Source organism: Vibrio panuliri (genome assembly GCF_009938205.1).
GTDB classification, from domain to species: Bacteria; Pseudomonadota; Gammaproteobacteria; order Enterobacterales; family Vibrionaceae; genus Vibrio; species Vibrio panuliri.
The window spans coordinates 3,117,137-3,134,357 of record NZ_AP019654.1 but is presented as its reverse complement, the minus strand read 5'-3'; the positions used below and the strand labels follow the sequence as shown (position 1 = coordinate 3,134,357).

Here is a 17,221-nt window from a genome sequence, read left to right as displayed (position 1 = left end):
TTGTATGGTGATTTTACTGAGTAATATCGGGCAACTTAAGTTCCACCGTTGTCCATTCGCCGTAACCATGGAAGTGATCTTGCACATCAATCGACATAGTGCCATCACTGGCAGTACCGGTTGGTGTCCCCGAAAGGGTCAAGGTTGAAAAATCTGCAGAGTAAGCCACATCAATCCCACGCTCCAAATAGTGATAACTGAGCCTTGGTCGGGTGCCAAACTTCAGTTTATCACCTTCCGGATCATTAAATAGGTTACTAATATCGAGTGTCATATTGCTAATTGGAGTGCCAACTTGGAAGCTCCAATCGGCGGTGATTTGCCCCTGAAGGGATTGACTTACCTTATCATCAGCGATGGGTAACTGGTTATTACTGGCAGCTTGAATGGTGACAGGAAACAAGGCTTGACCATGCGTGACTAAGTTACCGCCACTATCTAGGTCGCTTGCTTGCAAGTTGATTTGATACTCACCAGAAACCAGTGAAGTTCCATTTGGCGTAATCTCTAACGCCCCCGCGACGATAACCGCATTAAGCCCTTTTGCACTCAGCTCCGCTGAGTTAGCTAATGATGGGACAATGCTGCCTGTTTGATCGGCATCTTGGAACAGCTCAGTATCAATGCCATCGATTGACTTGGTTAATGGGATGGTTACCCCTGAAAAGCTGTCATTAATCATCAGTGACGATAGTGTCTGTTGTACTGCGCCCGCAACGTGTTGGTTGACTACGATAAGGTGGTTAGATTTGCTGCTTAATGTATTGTCCAATGCAATCTCTATTGTTGGAATATAATGGCTATTGTCGACGTCTAGGTTGGGATCGCTGATGATGGTATCCACCAAATCTTGAGCCTTAGTTACCACAGCCTCACGATTTTGTTTGTACTGAGCAATATCGTTGTTGGCTTTGGTCTCGGTTAATATTTGTGCCAGTTTATGCAGTTCAGAGTCGGTGGTATTGCCTGATAAATAGTTATCAAATGGCGAGACAGGTTTACCCAGCGCTGTAGTCAGGCTCTCTATCGCTTGCTGCTCACTTTGACCCGACTCCATTGCAATGACAATCCAATCTGTAAGAGGTGATACCACGTTAGCGGAGGCTGTGGTTTTTAAAACAACCTCTTGTTGCATTGGTTGAGCGGGTCTATCCATATCAATCGTATAGATGCCTTCGTACTCGGGATGATCACTGACTAAGCGTTGTTGCACGACACCATTTGGAGTGAGCGTTTGCACCGCAATAACGCCTTCAGGGCGCGTAGCGAGTGACAGTTGTCCTGCTTGGTTGGTAAGACCAAGAATGGTTTCACCACGGCTCCAAGAACTGTCGTCGTTACTATCAATAAATACAATTGCGTTGCTTAAATAGCCGTCAAAGGCTGTTAAGGTAAAAGAGGCGCTTGAAGAGCCGGACTCTTCACCATCGCCACCACATCCAGTAAGGCCGATGACAATTGACGCTGCAAGTAAACTCAGTTTTTTCATTCTGGAATCATCCCTTAAGTATTTTACCTCTGAGGTTTGTGAGCAGTGTGCGCTGGAATCGCTAGTGGTGTTAGGGACGTTAAGGCGATAAAAAACCGCAAATTATTTTGCGGTTTTAGGTGTAAACGGGTTAGAAAAGTAGTGAGTACTTATCCGATACCTTTAAATCTGGCGACATCTTGTGTTAACCCTTGCATCGAACTGACGATGGTGTTGCATGCTTGCTGGCTATTGGCTAACAACGCTTCCCTTTCTCGGCCTTGTACTGCGATGTTCTTGATGTGACCGCTAATATCATTGAGGCTGTCGCTGCTCGAACGTGTTTCCTGGGCTATTTTTGCATTCATATCAAACAGCTTAATTAACTCCGTTCTCAATATGGCGAGTGACTCTGCTGCTTGATTTTGCTCAAGTAGGCTACTTTCACTGCTTTGGTGGATAGATGTCATCTGCTCGGTGACATTGGTGGAAGCAGTCATCAGATTATTGATGATCTCTTGGATTTCAGTAGTCGAATCATGGGTTCGTTGGGATAGGCTTCGGACTTCATCGGCAACGACGGCAAACCCTCGACCATGCTCACCAGCGCGAGCCGCCTCAATTGCTGCATTGAGGGCTAATAAATTGGTTTGTTCTGAAATTGCACTGATCACCTCAAGGACTTTCAAGATACGCTCTGTATGAGTGTGAAGATCATGGAGGTCCTTCTGACTTTTTATCATGTCATTTTGCAATGCTTGAGTACTTGAGACACTGTGACCCATAATGTTTTCGGTTTGCCTTAAAGAGGTCTGGCCGTTTTCAGACACCGATTTTATCTCGTCGCAAAAATGCGCAAGTCCATCTAAAGCAACATTAATTTGCTGAGTACTTGTGGCAATGTTGTCGATAGAATCTTGCTGATCGTGTGAAGCGCGGTTAACTTGTTCGGAGTTACTTTTAAGAGTTAGGGCTTCTTGGGTCGAGTTTTCTGTGGTGTTTTTGACTTTTTGCATGGCGCTTTGTAAACAGTCGATAAAATGGTTGAACTGCTTTGCGACATCACCGATTTCGGCGTTGTCATCAACGTCTACATGTTTCCCTAAGTGCAATTGGCTTGCGGTATGTTCTATCCCTTCAGTGAGTTGACGTAGTGGTCGTACTAGCGCATTGACCAGCCAGTACATGATGACCATCGCTATAGAACCAACGATCAAAGAAACTGCGAGAACTTTCCAAGCCATAGTCTTCATTGGTGCCATCAGTTCGGCTGTAGGGGTTTCCAAAACAACGAAGCGTTTGATAGTTGGAACCCATTTACTAGCAATGAACAGTTCCGTTCCATTTACGGTGCGAGTGGTAATCTGGTAGGGCTGTTCTTTATCCAACATATCTTGTAGAGCTTGCTGGCTTGACTCCGAGTTAATAATGGTATTTTTAGGAAGCACGTCTAGATGACCGTGTTCATCAACTAACATCGCTTTACCGCTTTGTCCTATCACTTGCTGCTCAACAATCGCTACCATATTGTTGACATTGACTCCAAGCCCAGCAACGACCAACGGCTCTTTGCCGTCCGCTTTTGTTTGCTTGCTTCGGTAGTTGATAAACATAAATTTATTGCCATTGACCTCGTCGAGGTTGAGCTCATACTCTTGATTCGTATCAACAAACTCCTGATAGAAGTAACCATTAACATAGTCTGCCAGTAGCATTCGTTTAAACTGACCACCGGCCTCAACAAAGTACTCTTGACCATATGCGCTTTCTGCGCTTAGAAAGAGAATGTCAGCATCAGAAAGATTTTTGATTTGAGTAAATCCATTTTGTAGCGCAGAGGTATCCGCAACTGAACTTGGCGAGTTGAGCCAGCGAACGATCTCGAGTGATTCTGTTAATGCTTGTGCATGATTGATAGAGGGTAACAGTGAGGTTGATATTTTTGCGCCAAGACTGTCTAGGTGTGCAGGAATGGTTTCTCGAAGTAGGGTTTGTTTTTGTTGCTTGAAATCGTGATTAGCTAGGTATAAAGATACGCTGGCAATACTGAGCAGCGTCAGCAAAGAAAATGTTACGAATATCCGAATTCGAATCGACACGTGACTCCAATTACGCATAAAGCTCTCCCTAAGCAAATGTATACGCGACATATCATTAATATTTGATATGTAAATGAGTGCTTATTAGTTTAAGAACGGAGAGCTTGCGAGAATATGACAAGTTGAGACTTTAGAGTGGATACATGAAATAACTCGCACTAAAGTACTAGTCGTGTTGCATATTTGCAGTTCGAAATTCAGAAGGAAGTAAATGATCAGTCAAAAGTGAAGGTGTTGAACAAAAAAGCCACGCTATCTCATTGAAAGCGTGGCTAGTTTTATCTGCTTATCGAGCGCGAATTAACGCATTGTCACGAACTCTTCTGAGCCCGTTGGGTGGATGGCGACAACAGAGTCAAAGTCTGCTTTTGTTGCGCCCATCTTCATTGCCACACCAAAGCCCTGAATCATTTCATCAACAGCAAAACCGATACCATGTAGGCCGACGACTTTCTCATCTTCGCCCGCACAAACCAGTTTCATTTTGCATGGTTGACGATGTTGCGTAACCGCCGTGTACATCGCAGTAAAGCCAGACGTATAGACTTTCACGTTCCCTTCACCATATTGTGCAATCGCTTCTGGCTCAGTTAGACCGATAGTGCCAATAGGTGGATGGCTAAATACCACGGTAGGGACGAGTGCGTAGTCCATCTTCGCATTTGGTTTATTGTTGAACAAACGCTCAGAAAGCTGACGGCCTGCTTTAACCGCAACAGGCGTTAGCTCAATACCGCCTTCCATAATATCGCCAACACAGTAGATACCCGCTACGTTAGTTGCTTGGAACTCATCTACTTTGATGTAGCCGCGTTCATTGGTTTCAACGCCAGTAGCGCTTAGATTAATCGCATCGGTTGCGGGATGACGACCAATTGCCCAAATTAGCTGGTCAACGTTTTGGCTCTCACCGTTTTCTAGGTGTAGTGTCAGGCTGCCATCTGCTTCTTTAACCACTTCTTTTGGTACAGAGTGGGTATGCAGTGTAGGGCCTTCTGCGTTCATCACTTCTACCAATGTTTCGATAATCATTGGATCAAAGCTACGCAGAGGAGATTCTTTACGACAGAATAGGTGCGTATCAGTGCCAAGTGCGCTCAGTACTCCCGCAATTTCAACCGCGATATAACCTGCACCAACGACCGCTACACGTTTTGGTTGCTCTGCGAGATCAAAGAAGCCATTTGAATCAATGCCGTATTCTGCACCTGGAATGTTTGGAATAGTAGGGCGACCACCCACTGCGATAAGAATGTGATCGGCTGTGTATAGTTCGCCGTTAACTTCAACCGTTTTCTCGTCAATAAACTTAGCAAAGCCTTTGATGACATTGACTTTGTTGTTACCTAACACGCGATCGTAAGATTGGTGAATACGACCAATATACGCTTGGCGATTTTCAACCAGTTTACTCCAATCGAAGCCTTTCACATCGATATCGAAGCCGTAATCTGGAGCGTATAAGTTCATGGCTTCCGCAATTTGTGCACCATGCCACATCACTTTCTTCGGTACGCAACCTACGTTTACACAGGTACCACCTAGGTCTTTCGCTTCAATTAGAGCTACTTTTGCGCCGTACATAGCTGCACGGTTTGCTGATGCAATGCCGCCGCTGCCGCCACCGATACAGATATAGTCAAAATGAGTCGCCATTACTTTCTCCAAAAGCTTATTAATCTAATAACAGATACATTGGGGTGACGAGTGAACAACTCAACACGATCACCATGCCTATCCTATGCCCCTATCATAAATCGAGTCTAGCAATTTGCTAAATGGGAAAAAGTGACTTTGCTTATGACAAATAGCGATGAAAGGATAGCAAAGCGGAATAAGGCAAACAAAAACGCAGCGAGAATTGTCGCTGCGTTACTCTATCTGTTTCGGCGTTATCTTTACTCAGGAACTATCCAGTCTACTTTCCAATGACCAGTCACGGGAGCAATTGCTTCTTGCAGGAATGGCAAGATTTCTTGCATTTGGCTCTCTAGCTTCCAAGGTGGGTTAATCACAATCATGCCTGATGCGGTCATACCACGCTCGTTGGTATCTGGTGATACACCCAGTTCAATTTGTAGGATCTTGCGAATGCCAAGTCCTTCTAAACCTTCAATCATATCTTCGATATCACAGCGATTGACCACTGGATACCAAATCGCGTAAATGCCAGTCGCCCAGCGCTTGTGGCTTTGATAAATCGCTTGAACCACATCGCGGTATTCTTTTGCTAGCTCATACGGTGGGTCGATCAGTACTAAGCCGCGACGTTCTTGTGGCGGCAAGCTCGCTTTTAGACGCTTAAAGCCATCTTCTTTGTAGATGCTGACTTGGCGATCGCGTTCGAACTCTTGTTCAAGCAATGGATGATCACTTGGGTGAAGCTCGGTTAACACCATACGGTCTTGTTGACGGATCTGAGCACGTGCGACTCGCGGTGAGCCAGGGTAGTAACGCAGAGTTTCCCCGTTATTAAGCGTTTTGATTGACTCAATGTAGCTTTTGATATCTTCAGGGATATTTGGGTTGTCCCAAATGCGTGCGATACCTTGTTTGTATTCGCCAGTTTTTTCTGACCATTCGTGGGTTAGATCATAACGACCCACACCCGAGTGGGTATCGTGGTAAACAAAAGGCTTATCTTTTTGCTTTAGGGCATCAAGGATAAGGCTTTGCACAATGTGCTTAACGACATCGGCATGGTTGCCAGCGTGAAAACTGTGACGATAACTCAGCAAGGGATACTCTCTATACGGTCATACTAGGGATTACAATTGGGGTTAGTATATACCTAAGTGAGAGAGAGGGGCAGTATTGGCGAATCGACCTAGGATGGTTTTTTATTGAGTTAGCGCCCTTATTTCGCTTGGCTTGTGAGCATAATCATCGAGATGACTATTGAAAATCACTTAACTTACCTATATTTAACTGGGAGATAACTCTGAATTCAGTGTCGAGCTCGTCAGTTCGCTTTGTGCAAACATAAGGAATGCATTATGTCTAATCCGCTTCTTACCTTTTCCGACTTACCGCCGTTCTCTCAGATTAAACCTGAGCATATTAAGCCTGCAGTCGAGCAAGCGATTAGTGATTGTCGCGATAAAATTGAACAAGTATTGGCTACAAGTGCTGAGCCTACATGGGAAACTATCGTTGCACCAATCGAAGAGGTGGATGATCGCCTAAGTCGTATTTGGTCACCAGTGAGCCATATGAACTCTGTGGTAAACAGTGATGAACTGCGCGAAGCGTATGAGAGCTGCCTGCCAATTCTATCTGAGTACGGTACTTGGGTAGGTCAACATAAAGGCCTATTTGAAGCCTATAAAGCCATTAAGAGTAGTCAGGCATTTGCGGAACTCACTCAAGCGCAGCAAAAAACCATTACCGATTCTCTACGTGACTTTGAGTTGTCAGGTATCGGTTTGCCTGCAGAAGAGCAACGTCGCTATGGCGAAATCAGTAAGCGCATGTCAGAGCTAGGTTCGCAATTCTCAAATAATGTATTGGATGCAACCATGGGTTGGACCAAGCACATCACAGACGAAAAAGATTTAGCCGGTATGCCAGAATCTGCTTTGGCAGCAGCTCAAGCCGCGGCTCAAGCCAAAGAGCTTGATGGTTATTTGCTAACCCTTGATATTCCCTCTTACCTGCCAGTCATGACCTACTGTGACAACCAAGCACTACGCCAAGAGTTGTACGAAGCGTATGTAACGCGCGCTTCAGATCGTGGTCCAAACGCCGGCAAGTGGGATAACAGTGAAATCATTGCAGAGAAACTGAAACTGCGCCACGAAGTCGCTCGTATGCTGGGTTTTGGCACTTACAGCGAAAAGTCTCTGGCAACAAAAATGGCAGAGACACCCGATCAAGTTTTGGGCTTCCTCAATGACCTAGCCACCAAAGCCAAGCCACAAGGCGAGCGTGAAGTGGAAGAGTTGCGTCAATTTGCTCAAAGTGAGTTTGGTGTTTCCGAGCTTAACCTTTGGGACATTGCTTACTACAGCGAAAAACAGAAGCAGCACTTATTCCAAATTTCTGATGAAGAGCTACGTCCTTACTTTCCTGAGCAAAAAGCCGTTAGTGGTCTGTTTGAAGTATTAAATCGCGTCTTTGGTATGACAGTGACTGAGCGTCAAGGTGTCGACACTTGGCATGAGTCAGTGCGTTTCTTCGATATCTTTGATAGCGAAGGTACGCTGCGTGGTAGTTTTTATCTTGATTTGTACGCGCGTGAACATAAACGCGGTGGTGCGTGGATGGATGACTGTCGTGGTCGCCGAATTACTTTGGATGGTGAACTACAGACCCCAGTGGCTTACCTAACCTGTAATTTCAATAAACCAGTCGGTGATAAGCCCGCGCTATTTACCCATGATGAGCTAGTGACGCTATTCCATGAATTTGGTCATGGTATTCATCATATGCTGACTCAAGTAAATACTGGTGCAGTATCAGGTATCAATGGTGTGCCATGGGATGCGGTAGAGCTACCAAGTCAGTTCCTCGAAAACTGGTGCTGGGAAGAAGAAGCGCTGGCGTTTATCTCAGGTCATTACGAGACTGGCGAGCCACTACCAAAAGAGATGCTCGATAAAATGCTTGCGGCGAAGAACTTCCAATCCGCGATGTTTATTCTGCGTCAGCTAGAGTTTGGCTTGTTTGATTTCACGTTACACACAGAGTATGACCCAGAAGTGGGCCCTCGCGTGCTAGAAACCCTAGCCGAAGTGAAGTCGAAAGTCGCCGTACTACCAGGCCTAGAGTGGAACCGTTTCTCTCACAGCTTTAGCCATATTTTTGCAGGTGGTTACAGCGCAGGTTACTACAGCTACCTATGGGCAGAAGTGCTTTCTTCAGATGCGTTCTCACGCTTTGAAGAGGAAGGTATCTTTAACAAAGAAACCGGACAAAGCTTCCTTAATAACATCCTAGAGATGGGCGGCAGTGAAGAGCCGATGGAGCTGTTTAAGCGTTTTCGTGGGAGAGAGCCAGAGATTGATGCGTTGTTACGTCATTCTGGCATCCTAGCCTAATCCTGCCTATTTGGCGCTGTAGCGTTGTTGTCCTGCGCTCGCAAACCTCATCACATAGTTTGTCTATGTTCAGAGGCTTTGCTCCTTGGACGCCTAGCTACAACGCCAACTAGTTTGGGTTTGTACAAGGTACATAGCAGAGTGAGTGCCTAGCAGAAACGCTCAATTGCATTGAGAAGGGTTGGAAGAGATTTATCTTGCAGAAATATTAAAGCCTTCCGGTTGGAAGGCTTTGTTGTATTTGGTGGTTAGGGAATTAGCTTTGTAGCTTGGATTTGATCAGCTTATCGAGGGATATTGGACCAGGCCCCCAAACGATGACAATTAAGATCATTAGCCCCCAGAGCTGGTGGTCATAAAATCCTTTCTCCCATAGCAATGGGTAAGAAACTACCGCGATAATATTGAAGACAAACAGGATGGCTGCCATGGGGCGAGTGACTAAACCGAATGCAAGAAATACTGGCAAGATAAGCTCTGCGGCAGTACCCATGTATGCGGCTAGCTCCCAAGGCAATAAAGGTACTTGGTATTCCAGTTCAAACAGGTAGAGAGTGCTATCCCATGAGCTGATTTTGATCAGACCAGAGTTGAAAAATACCCAAGCGACCCACAAACGACAAAACAACAGCAGAAGAGGGACAAACACACATTGCAATTTGCCGATCAGAGCGTCATAGGTATCAAGCATGGTTTTGGTTGTCATAATATTCTCCTTATCTGTCTTCCGGCTGCGATTGTTTTAAGCTAAATCCAGCAATCAAATTAAGTTCAATTAGTTGATTGAGGGCGGTGAGATAAGAGGGGGCGATTTCTTGTAAGGTGAGCCCTTTGCCGATGTTGCTAAGCAACTGATAAACCTCTTCTTCAAGTGCAAGGCACCAAGTTTCTCCAGCGTGATTGCATGCACACACACCTTGTTGTGGCTGTTGAATATCCAGATGGGAGAGTGCACTTGGGTTTTCGTTGATGGCTTGATGTAAAGCGTAAGTGGCATAACCACTAGCAAATAGCACGACATCGGGATAGAGCTGAAAGCGTATTTGACCATGCTGCTCAACAGGTAACGTGGCCAGTTGGTCGAGAGTGTGACTGCCAAGCGGTCGGCGTGAGTAACGTTGCTGCGTTAAATCCAATGCCCATTCAAAGCGAGCGACATCTTCAATGTAAGGGGCGGCTTGAATCACCGCAGGAAATGCATTGAGTGACTGGTCAAAATGTTCGCCATAATGGGTAACATCACCACTGGTCAAAGGGTGGTTAAGCACATGGTGGCGCGCGATTGGCGCAAAGCATTCATCCCCTAAAAGTGCTTTCACCATGGGGTAAGTCGCCTCAAGGACTTCGCTCAAGCTGATGACAAAGTTATTGCGGTAGATCTGCATGCGTTCGTCAGCACTAAAGTGGTCACTGACAATGTGGCACTCTTCACCTTTCGCATGGTAGTGCAGGGCGCTGGCAAATTGATGTTGCAACTCCGCAAGCTTCATAATGCCTCCTTGACTGAGTATTTAACCTCGCCACCAGTTAGGATTTGGCTCGCTTTACTTGCCTCGCCGAGTAGAACATCTGGAGCCGGAATATCTAAATCCCATTCAATTAATGTGTGTCGTGTACCATTTTTTGTCACCCACTCGTGAAACAGCTGCCATACCTCATCACTCACTGGGCGACTATGAGTATCAATCCAAATCTCACCTTGCTCGAGTTGTTTTACGGTAAAACCTGCCAAGTGAATTTCATCGACTTTATGGCTTGGAATACCTTGTAAATACTCCTTACAGTCGAAGCCGTGGTTGAATGCGGAGACATAGATATTGTTGAAATCGAGCAGCAATCGGCAATCGGTTCTGCGTTGCACTTCGGCGAGAAACTCCCATTCAGTAATGGTGGAGTGGGCGAATTTTACATAGCTCGATGGGTTCTCGACCAACAATGGGCGCTTAAGTGCGTCTTGCACTTCAAGCACATTCCGACAGAACACGGTTAAGGCTTCTTCTGTGTATGGAAGAGGAAGTAGGTCGTTAAAATAGTGCCCACCGTTTTCACTCCAACTCAAATGATCAGAGATTAAGATAGGTTCCACGTCATCAACTAAATTGCATAGCTGTTTGATATGCAGCGGATTTACACGTTCAACACTACCCAGTGATAAACCAATGCCATGACAGCTAACTTGATAATTCTGACGGATTTGGCGCAGTTGCTGGCGAGCAATCGAGTCGGGTTTAAAGTAATTTTCGCTGTGGATTTCTAACCAAGATAGTGGTGTAGGCTCAGTTAGAAAATAGTCGATATGTGGTGAGCGTAATCCAACCCCGATTGATGGGTGAAAGTGTTTAATCGTCACGGTTGATCCCTAGCAGAAATGTCGTGAAAAAGAGATGACGCGCTGTTGAGCTCAGCGCGTCATACAAGACTTAAGCTGACTCAGTGCTACCACCAACCAGTTTTTCGCATAGACCTTTCGGAACCACCACGAATGCATCTTTCTGACCATCTTCTTTAGCAGTACCAGCACATGAGCTCGTTTTGGTTGCGCAGTCATTTTTACCTGCTTTAGACACGCCATAGCATTTCTCTTTTTCAGCAGCGACTGCTGGTGCTGCCGTTAGCGTACCCATAGCCAGTAGACCCGTGATTGCAGCAGTTACAGCTAGATTAGATTTTTTCATAGTAGATTCCTCAGACTGATTTCCTTGATTAAATTTGGCAGACTGTTCAACAGTTTGCTCACTTAATAGGATAGAAAAGCAGCAGAGAAAATTTCATAAAATCTGAATTTGATCGAAAAATGATGCTTATTTGTTATGTAATTGTTTGATGTGTAAGCGATAAAAATTGGTAAAAAATTCTCGGTTTTCTGCTCATATCACCAAGCTGTTTAGGTTATAATCAACTTTTATGTATAAATAACCAGTAGCTTAGTCATGATGGATCCCTCTTTACTCCTCGACGGTCTTAACGATAAACAGCGTGAAGCCGTTGCTGCTCCAATTGAAAACCTGCTCGTTCTTGCTGGGGCAGGGAGTGGTAAAACTCGCGTGCTAGTGCACCGCATCGCATGGCTGATGTCCGTAGAACAAGCGTCACCTTTTTCAATTATGTCGGTTACCTTTACCAACAAAGCGGCAGCAGAGATGCGAGGTCGTATCGAAGAGTTGATGATGGGCAGTGCGTCAGGAATGTGGAACGGGACTTTCCATGGTATCTGTCACCGTATTCTGCGTGCACATTATCTTGATGCTAAGCTGCCGGAAGATTTTCAAATCATTGATAGCGATGATCAGCAGCGTTTGCTCAAACGTTTGATCAAAGCACAGAATCTTGATGAAAAACAGTGGCCACCTCGCCAAGTTTGCTGGTGGATTAACGGCAAGAAAGATGAAGGTCTGCGCCCGCAGCACATAGATGCTTACCATGATCCAGTTACCAAAACTTATTTGCAGCTTTATAGCGCTTATCAAGAAGCTTGTGACCGAGCAGGTTTAGTCGATTTTGCTGAAATTTTATTAAGAGCACATGAATTGTTGCGTGATAAAGCGGCGATTCGAGAGCATTACCAAGCTCGCTTTAAACACATCTTGGTTGACGAATTTCAAGATACCAACAATATCCAATACGCTTGGCTTCGTATGATGGCAGGGGTTGATACGCGCGTAATGATCGTCGGTGATGATGACCAATCAATTTATGGTTGGCGTGGCGCTAAAATTGAAAACATTGAGAAATTTACCCTCGAGTTTCCTAGTGTTAATACGATTCGTTTGGAGCAAAACTACCGCTCGACTAAAACCATTCTAGAAGCCTCTAACACGCTGATTGCCAACAATACAGAGCGTATGGGTAAAGAGCTATGGACTGATGGTAATGTGGGTGAGCCTATTTCTGTTTATGCCGCTTACAATGAGTTGGATGAAGCGCGTTTTGCGGTTGGCAAAATTAAAGAGTGGCAAGACAAAGGTGGCGCGCTGAACGATACTGCCATGCTGTACCGCAATAACGCCCAATCACGTGTGTTGGAAGAAGCGTTGCTGCAAGCGGGCTTGCCATATCGAATTTATGGCGGGATGCGATTCTTCGAGCGCCAAGAGATCCGTGATGCGTTAGGTTATATGCGCTTGATAAATAACCGTGACAATGATGCGGCATTTGAACGTATCGTGAATACTCCAACGCGTGGCTTAGGTGATAAGACCTTGGAAACAGTGCGTTTTGCCGCTCGTGATCGTGGTTGCACTTTGTGGGAAGCGAGTATCGCACTGATTGACGAGCAGGTGCTGACGGGGCGTGCTGCGGGAGCGTTAAGTCGTTTTATTGAGCTAATCAATGCCTTGGAAGATGACACTTGTGAAATGCCAATGCATCAACAAACAGACCATGTGATCAAATCCTCGGGTTTGTTTGCAATGTATGAGCAAGAGAAAGGCGAAAAATCTAAGGCGCGCATTGAGAACTTGGAAGAACTGGTTACCGCAACGCGTCAGTTTGAAAAGCCGGAAGAAGCGGATGAAATGAGTGAGCTAACCGCTTTCTTGACTCACGCTGCATTAGAAGCTGGCGAGGGTCAGGCGGACGAGTTTGAAGATGCGGTGCAGCTAATGACGCTACACAGTGCAAAAGGTCTGGAGTTCCCACTGGTGTTTATGGTGGGCGTCGAAGAGGGCATGTTCCCAAGCCAAATGTCTGCTGAAGAAGCAGGCCGCTTGGAAGAAGAACGTCGTCTTTGCTATGTAGGCATGACGCGTGCGATGGAAAAGCTTTATATCACCTATGCAGAGATGCGTCGCTTGTATGGTCAGGATAAGTACCACAAACCGTCGCGTTTTATTAAAGAGTTGCCAGAAGCTTGTTTGGATGAGGTGCGTATGAAAGCGCAAGTGAGCCGTCCAACCAGCGCAGGTCGCTTTAGTCAAACGGTCGTAAAGGAAAACTTTAACGAAACAGGTTTCACTTTAGGCTCTCGCGTACTGCATCCAAAATTTGGTGAGGGCACTATTATCAACTTTGAAGGTAGTGGTCCACAAAGCCGAGTACAAGTTGCTTTTAATGGTGAAGGTATCAAGTGGCTCGTCACCGCTTATGCGCGATTAGAAAAACTCTAATTAGCCAATAAAAACTGAGTTCAAAAGGCGTGCTTTGGTACGCCTTTTTAGTATTTGGCCTATCGGTGTCCAAAAGCTTAAAAAGCTGTACATTAGATAGTTAGTGTCAAATAAGGCATTGTTATTTATAAATTAATTATCTTTGCTTCTAGCGGTGTGAATCCGCTTATTTTGCACAAGAATATTGTTAGCTGTACAGACTAGGCATGTCGTATCGAGACGGTTTATGGCAGAAGATGACTATTCAGAGTAGAGAGAGTTTGAGTTGTGCTCTATGCAGAAGGAAAAGAAAAACCCCGAGGGCCAAGGCCCTTCGGGGTTATAGTCTTACTCGCAGCAATCCGGCTACTAAAAGTGCTCCATGCATCAAATCCATGATAGTGTGCTGTATTCCTTCAGCGTATTCCTTTCGTCGCCATCCTAGCGGTGTCCTTGACCTTATCCTGGTCCACTAACAATCCTCGTTAGCTCTCATCACTTGGTCCCTGAGCGGTGTCCATGACATCATCCTGATGTTCAGTCCTTGCCTCGTCCAGAGGTGTCCATTTCCCATCCTTAGTAGCAACCATCCTAGTTACTATTGCGTCCGTTCAATGTCCAATTTGCTTTCCATGCCGACTATTCATCCTGAATAACCGTATCTTCTTCCTGAAGATTACCTAATCCGTGGTAATTTCCTGTTCCATGTCAGTATCCTTCCGACAGGTTTAATATTACGTCTTTCTCACTTTAGAACAATCTAGCAAAATCGCTTATTTTTCTTAATAATTGTTCAAATTTAGACCAAGTGTAATTATAACAATAGCTTACGTGTGGCTGTTTTCTCTTTTCTGCGCGACTATACGAAATATCCGTATCCTTTTGTAAGAGATCTCTCACAAGCGTTCGGGATGATCGATGATCGTCTATTCAAGCAGCATCATGGTGATATCTGCTAATGAGCTTAATAAAATAGTAAAACCAATCAGCGAAAAGATAAATCCACACGCGGCATCGATATATTTTGCTGCATTATGCAGTTTGCTTTGTAGTTTTGAGCTCGAAAGTAGCCAAGCCAATAGAGCAAACCAGAGAAACGACAGCGCCCACAAAATGACTAAAGCTGCGCCTTTGCCCCCAAGTGACATACCTGCAGGCACCAAACTCGACATCAAACTGATAAAAAAGACCAGTGCCTTGGGGTTGAGTATGTTGGTGGCGAAACCGCGAGAGAATGCTTGGCGTTTGCTTGCCAGTAGGAAATCACCAGTTTGTTGAGTGGCATTTTTATCAGAATGGTCGGCATACCGGCGCAACCATAACCCGCGCAAAGCACCAATCCCCAAATAAAGTAAATAGCTGCCGCCCAACAGTTGTACCATGGCAAATAGTCCTGGGTGTTGATGAACAAGGTAACTAACACCGGTAAGGCTTAATATGGAATGCAGCAAAATACCGCAAGAAAGCCCTAATGCTATGTAAAGACCAGTTTGTCGACCATAGCGTGTGGTGTTTTGCACCACCAAAGCAAAATCAGGACCTGGGCTCATCAGCGCAACCCAGTGAATAGAAGCCAGTGTGGCAAGTATTGTTAATTCGTTCATAGCAATGATTCTTAGTCTGCAGTCTGTGCTGCTTGGTGAAGTAAATACCAAACTATTATTGAGCGCTAGGGAGTGGAATCATTGTAAATTTTGATCACTGGTGAGATTAAAGCGAGGCTTGCTTCGGCGTAATACCGAAGTTGATTTTAAATGCTTTAGTGAAATGAGCCTGATCGTAGAAGCCAACTTGATACGCGACTTGTGTGGCACTATGACCTTCACGCAACAACTTCATTGCGTATTCAAGACGCAGTCGACTGAGCCATGCGTAAGGGCTCATTCCCATAGTCGCTTTGAAATGGCGTTGGAACTGAGTCGGAGTAAGATCGCACAAGCTCGCCAACTGCTCGAGCCTAATTGGCAGATCAATATTGTGCCAAATAAACTCTTTAAGTATTTCTGTCGATTGGGTTCCTAAGTTATGTATCGTGGGAGCTTGCGTTTGACCATAGTGTTTGAATAGTCGCTCAAAGCCCTCCAAAGGTAAGCAATCTTTTGCGAGTTGACTGAGATTTTGCCCTGCGAGCAGTTGGTGCAGTTGATAAAGCTGTCTGAAAATTACTGGGTCACTAAGTACCGGCTGACGAAAACTAACCATATTATGCGAGTTGCTTTCATTGGCGAGACTTGATAACCATTGTGGGTTAAGAGAGAACACTTTGGTTTGATAACCACTGGCAAGTACTGAGTGGCCATCATGCAACTCGTCGGGCTGCATGATCACAACATGACCCTGTTGCACGTGATGCGTGCTGCCTTTGTGCTGGAACTTTTGTTCGCCTTGAGTGATCAAGCCAATATGAAAGTCGAGATGATAATGACGTTGAAAGCTAAAGCGTTGGTAATGTGCGTCAATTAGGTTTATCGACTCACTGATGGTGTTGCGATAATTGGCGTGTTCCATAACAAAAAGCTTGGTGAATGTTTCACCAAGCTTAACGTTGAAGGTTTGGTTTGTCTTGTAAAAAACGATCAACCATTAAGACAGTTATTTGCTGCTGGTCTGTGAGTGTTTTTTGTTGCGGCGATTATTGCGTAAGCCGTCAAAGCTGAAGACAACTAATGCACCCCAAATAAAGACAAAGGTCATGGCTTTATCGAGTGAGAACGCTTCGCCGTACACCGCCACTGCAAGTAAAAACATTAAGCTTGGTCCGATATACTGGAAAAAACCTAACGTCGATAGTTTCAAGCGATTCGCAGCACCAGTGAAACAGAGTAATGGCAAGGTGGTGATCACACCTGCGGCAACCAGTAGCAAGTTTAAGCTTGTCGCATTGTCGGCAAAGTTTGATGTGGCAGAGTTGGCGATCCATAACACATAAATCAGAGCGGCAGGCATCAATACTAAAGTTTCGACAAACAGGCCTGTTTGGGCATTAACACTGACTTTTTTACGCAATAGACCATAAAAGCCAAATGTGCCGGCCAACGCCATAGCAACTAATGGAACCGAGCCAAAGGCAACCAGTTGGATGATTACGCCAGTGGCAGCCAGTGCAACAGCGACCCATTGCAGTTTTCTTAGCCTTTCGCCAAGAAATAACATCCCCAATAAAACATTAATCAATGGGTTAATGTAGTAACCGAGACTGGCATCAAGCATATGGTTGGCATTGACGGCCCAGATAAAAATCAGCCAGTTAGTGCCAATTAAAATCGCGGATGTAGTTAAATAAATTAGCTTACGTTTGTCGCTAAAAATGTCTCGAACCGATCGCCAATGGCGACCAAAATGGAGTAACGCAGCCAGTAAAAAAAACGACCAAATAACACGATGGCTCAAAATTTCTAATGCGGGAACGGCACCTAAGGCTTTGAAGTATATCGGTGCAATTCCCCACATGGTGTAGGCACCGATCGCCAGTAAAACGCCTTGGCGCGATCGTTGTTGTTCTTCTTCGGTTGTCATACAAAGATCACTAGT

Annotated in this window: 13 protein-coding genes; 2 read left to right on the top strand and 11 right to left on the bottom strand. The window is 45.2% G+C overall.

Features of this window, described 5'->3' with window-relative positions:
- Positions 1-13 precede the first annotated feature (13 nt).
- The 4 genes from GZK95_RS14430 to GZK95_RS14415 form a co-directional block, all read right to left on the bottom strand.
- Complete coding sequence (locus GZK95_RS14430) at positions 14-1,489, bottom strand: hypothetical protein (protein WP_075714808.1); 1,476 nt, start codon at positions 1,487-1,489, stop codon at positions 14-16.
- A 149-nt stretch (positions 1,490-1,638) separates the two neighbouring features.
- Complete coding sequence (locus GZK95_RS14425) at positions 1,639-3,585, bottom strand: methyl-accepting chemotaxis protein (protein ID WP_075714806.1); 1,947 nt, start codon at positions 3,583-3,585, stop codon at positions 1,639-1,641.
- 282 nt (positions 3,586-3,867) lie between these two features.
- Positions 3,868-5,223 (bottom strand): glutathione-disulfide reductase, encoded by a 1,356-nt coding sequence (gene gorA / locus GZK95_RS14420; protein WP_075706370.1) that lies wholly within the window; start codon positions 5,221-5,223, stop codon positions 3,868-3,870.
- A gap of 242 nt (positions 5,224-5,465) precedes the next feature.
- On the bottom strand, positions 5,466-6,305 hold the full coding sequence (locus GZK95_RS14415; RefSeq protein WP_075714804.1) for a 23S rRNA (adenine(2030)-N(6))-methyltransferase RlmJ: 840 nt from the start codon (positions 6,303-6,305) through the stop codon (positions 5,466-5,468).
- A gap of 258 nt (positions 6,306-6,563) precedes the next feature.
- Here GZK95_RS14415 and prlC point away from each other — a divergent pair, with 258 nt between their 5' ends.
- Entirely contained in the window at positions 6,564-8,606 is a 2,043-nt protein-coding gene (gene prlC / locus GZK95_RS14410; protein WP_075706368.1) for an oligopeptidase A, read from the top strand.
- A gap of 256 nt (positions 8,607-8,862) precedes the next feature.
- On the opposite strand, the gene GZK95_RS14405 is transcribed toward prlC, so the two are convergent.
- The 4 genes from GZK95_RS14405 to GZK95_RS14390 all read right to left on the bottom strand — a co-directional run bounded on the left by GZK95_RS14405 (position 8,863) and on the right by GZK95_RS14390 (position 11,281).
- The gene (locus GZK95_RS14405; RefSeq protein WP_075706367.1) at positions 8,863-9,312 is read right to left on the bottom strand and encodes a DoxX family protein; all 450 of its coding nucleotides are present in this window, start codon (positions 9,310-9,312) and stop codon (positions 8,863-8,865) included.
- 10 nt (positions 9,313-9,322) lie between these two features.
- Entirely contained in the window at positions 9,323-10,096 is a 774-nt protein-coding gene (locus GZK95_RS14400) for an HvfC/BufC N-terminal domain-containing protein (RefSeq protein WP_075714802.1), read from the bottom strand.
- Entirely contained in the window at positions 10,093-10,950 is an 858-nt protein-coding gene (bufB, locus tag GZK95_RS14395; RefSeq protein WP_075714832.1) for an MNIO family bufferin maturase, read from the bottom strand. The genes GZK95_RS14400 and bufB overlap by 4 nt, the downstream gene beginning before the upstream one ends.
- 76 nt (positions 10,951-11,026) lie before the next feature.
- Positions 11,027-11,281, bottom strand: coding sequence for a BufA1 family periplasmic bufferin-type metallophore (locus GZK95_RS14390; RefSeq protein WP_075647746.1), 255 nt, complete (start codon positions 11,279-11,281; stop codon positions 11,027-11,029).
- 255 nt (positions 11,282-11,536) lie between these two features.
- Here GZK95_RS14390 and uvrD point away from each other — a divergent pair, with 255 nt between their 5' ends.
- Complete coding sequence (uvrD, locus tag GZK95_RS14385) at positions 11,537-13,711, top strand: DNA helicase II (protein ID WP_151148782.1); 2,175 nt, start codon at positions 11,537-11,539, stop codon at positions 13,709-13,711.
- 905 nt (positions 13,712-14,616) lie between these two features.
- On the opposite strand, the gene GZK95_RS14380 is transcribed toward uvrD, so the two are convergent.
- The 3 genes from GZK95_RS14380 to rarD all read right to left on the bottom strand — a co-directional run bounded on the left by GZK95_RS14380 (position 14,617) and on the right by rarD (position 17,206).
- The gene (locus GZK95_RS14380) at positions 14,617-15,294 is read right to left on the bottom strand and encodes a LysE family translocator (RefSeq protein ID WP_075706363.1); all 678 of its coding nucleotides are present in this window, start codon (positions 15,292-15,294) and stop codon (positions 14,617-14,619) included.
- 106 nt (positions 15,295-15,400) lie between these two features.
- Positions 15,401-16,198 (bottom strand): helix-turn-helix transcriptional regulator, encoded by a 798-nt coding sequence (locus tag GZK95_RS14375; RefSeq protein WP_075714830.1) that lies wholly within the window; start codon positions 16,196-16,198, stop codon positions 15,401-15,403.
- Positions 16,199-16,282: 84 nt separating this feature from the next.
- A complete protein-coding gene (rarD, locus tag GZK95_RS14370; RefSeq protein WP_075714797.1) occupies positions 16,283-17,206 on the bottom strand; it encodes an EamA family transporter RarD in 924 nt (307 codons plus the stop codon).
- Between the last annotated feature and the right edge of the window lie 15 nt (positions 17,207-17,221).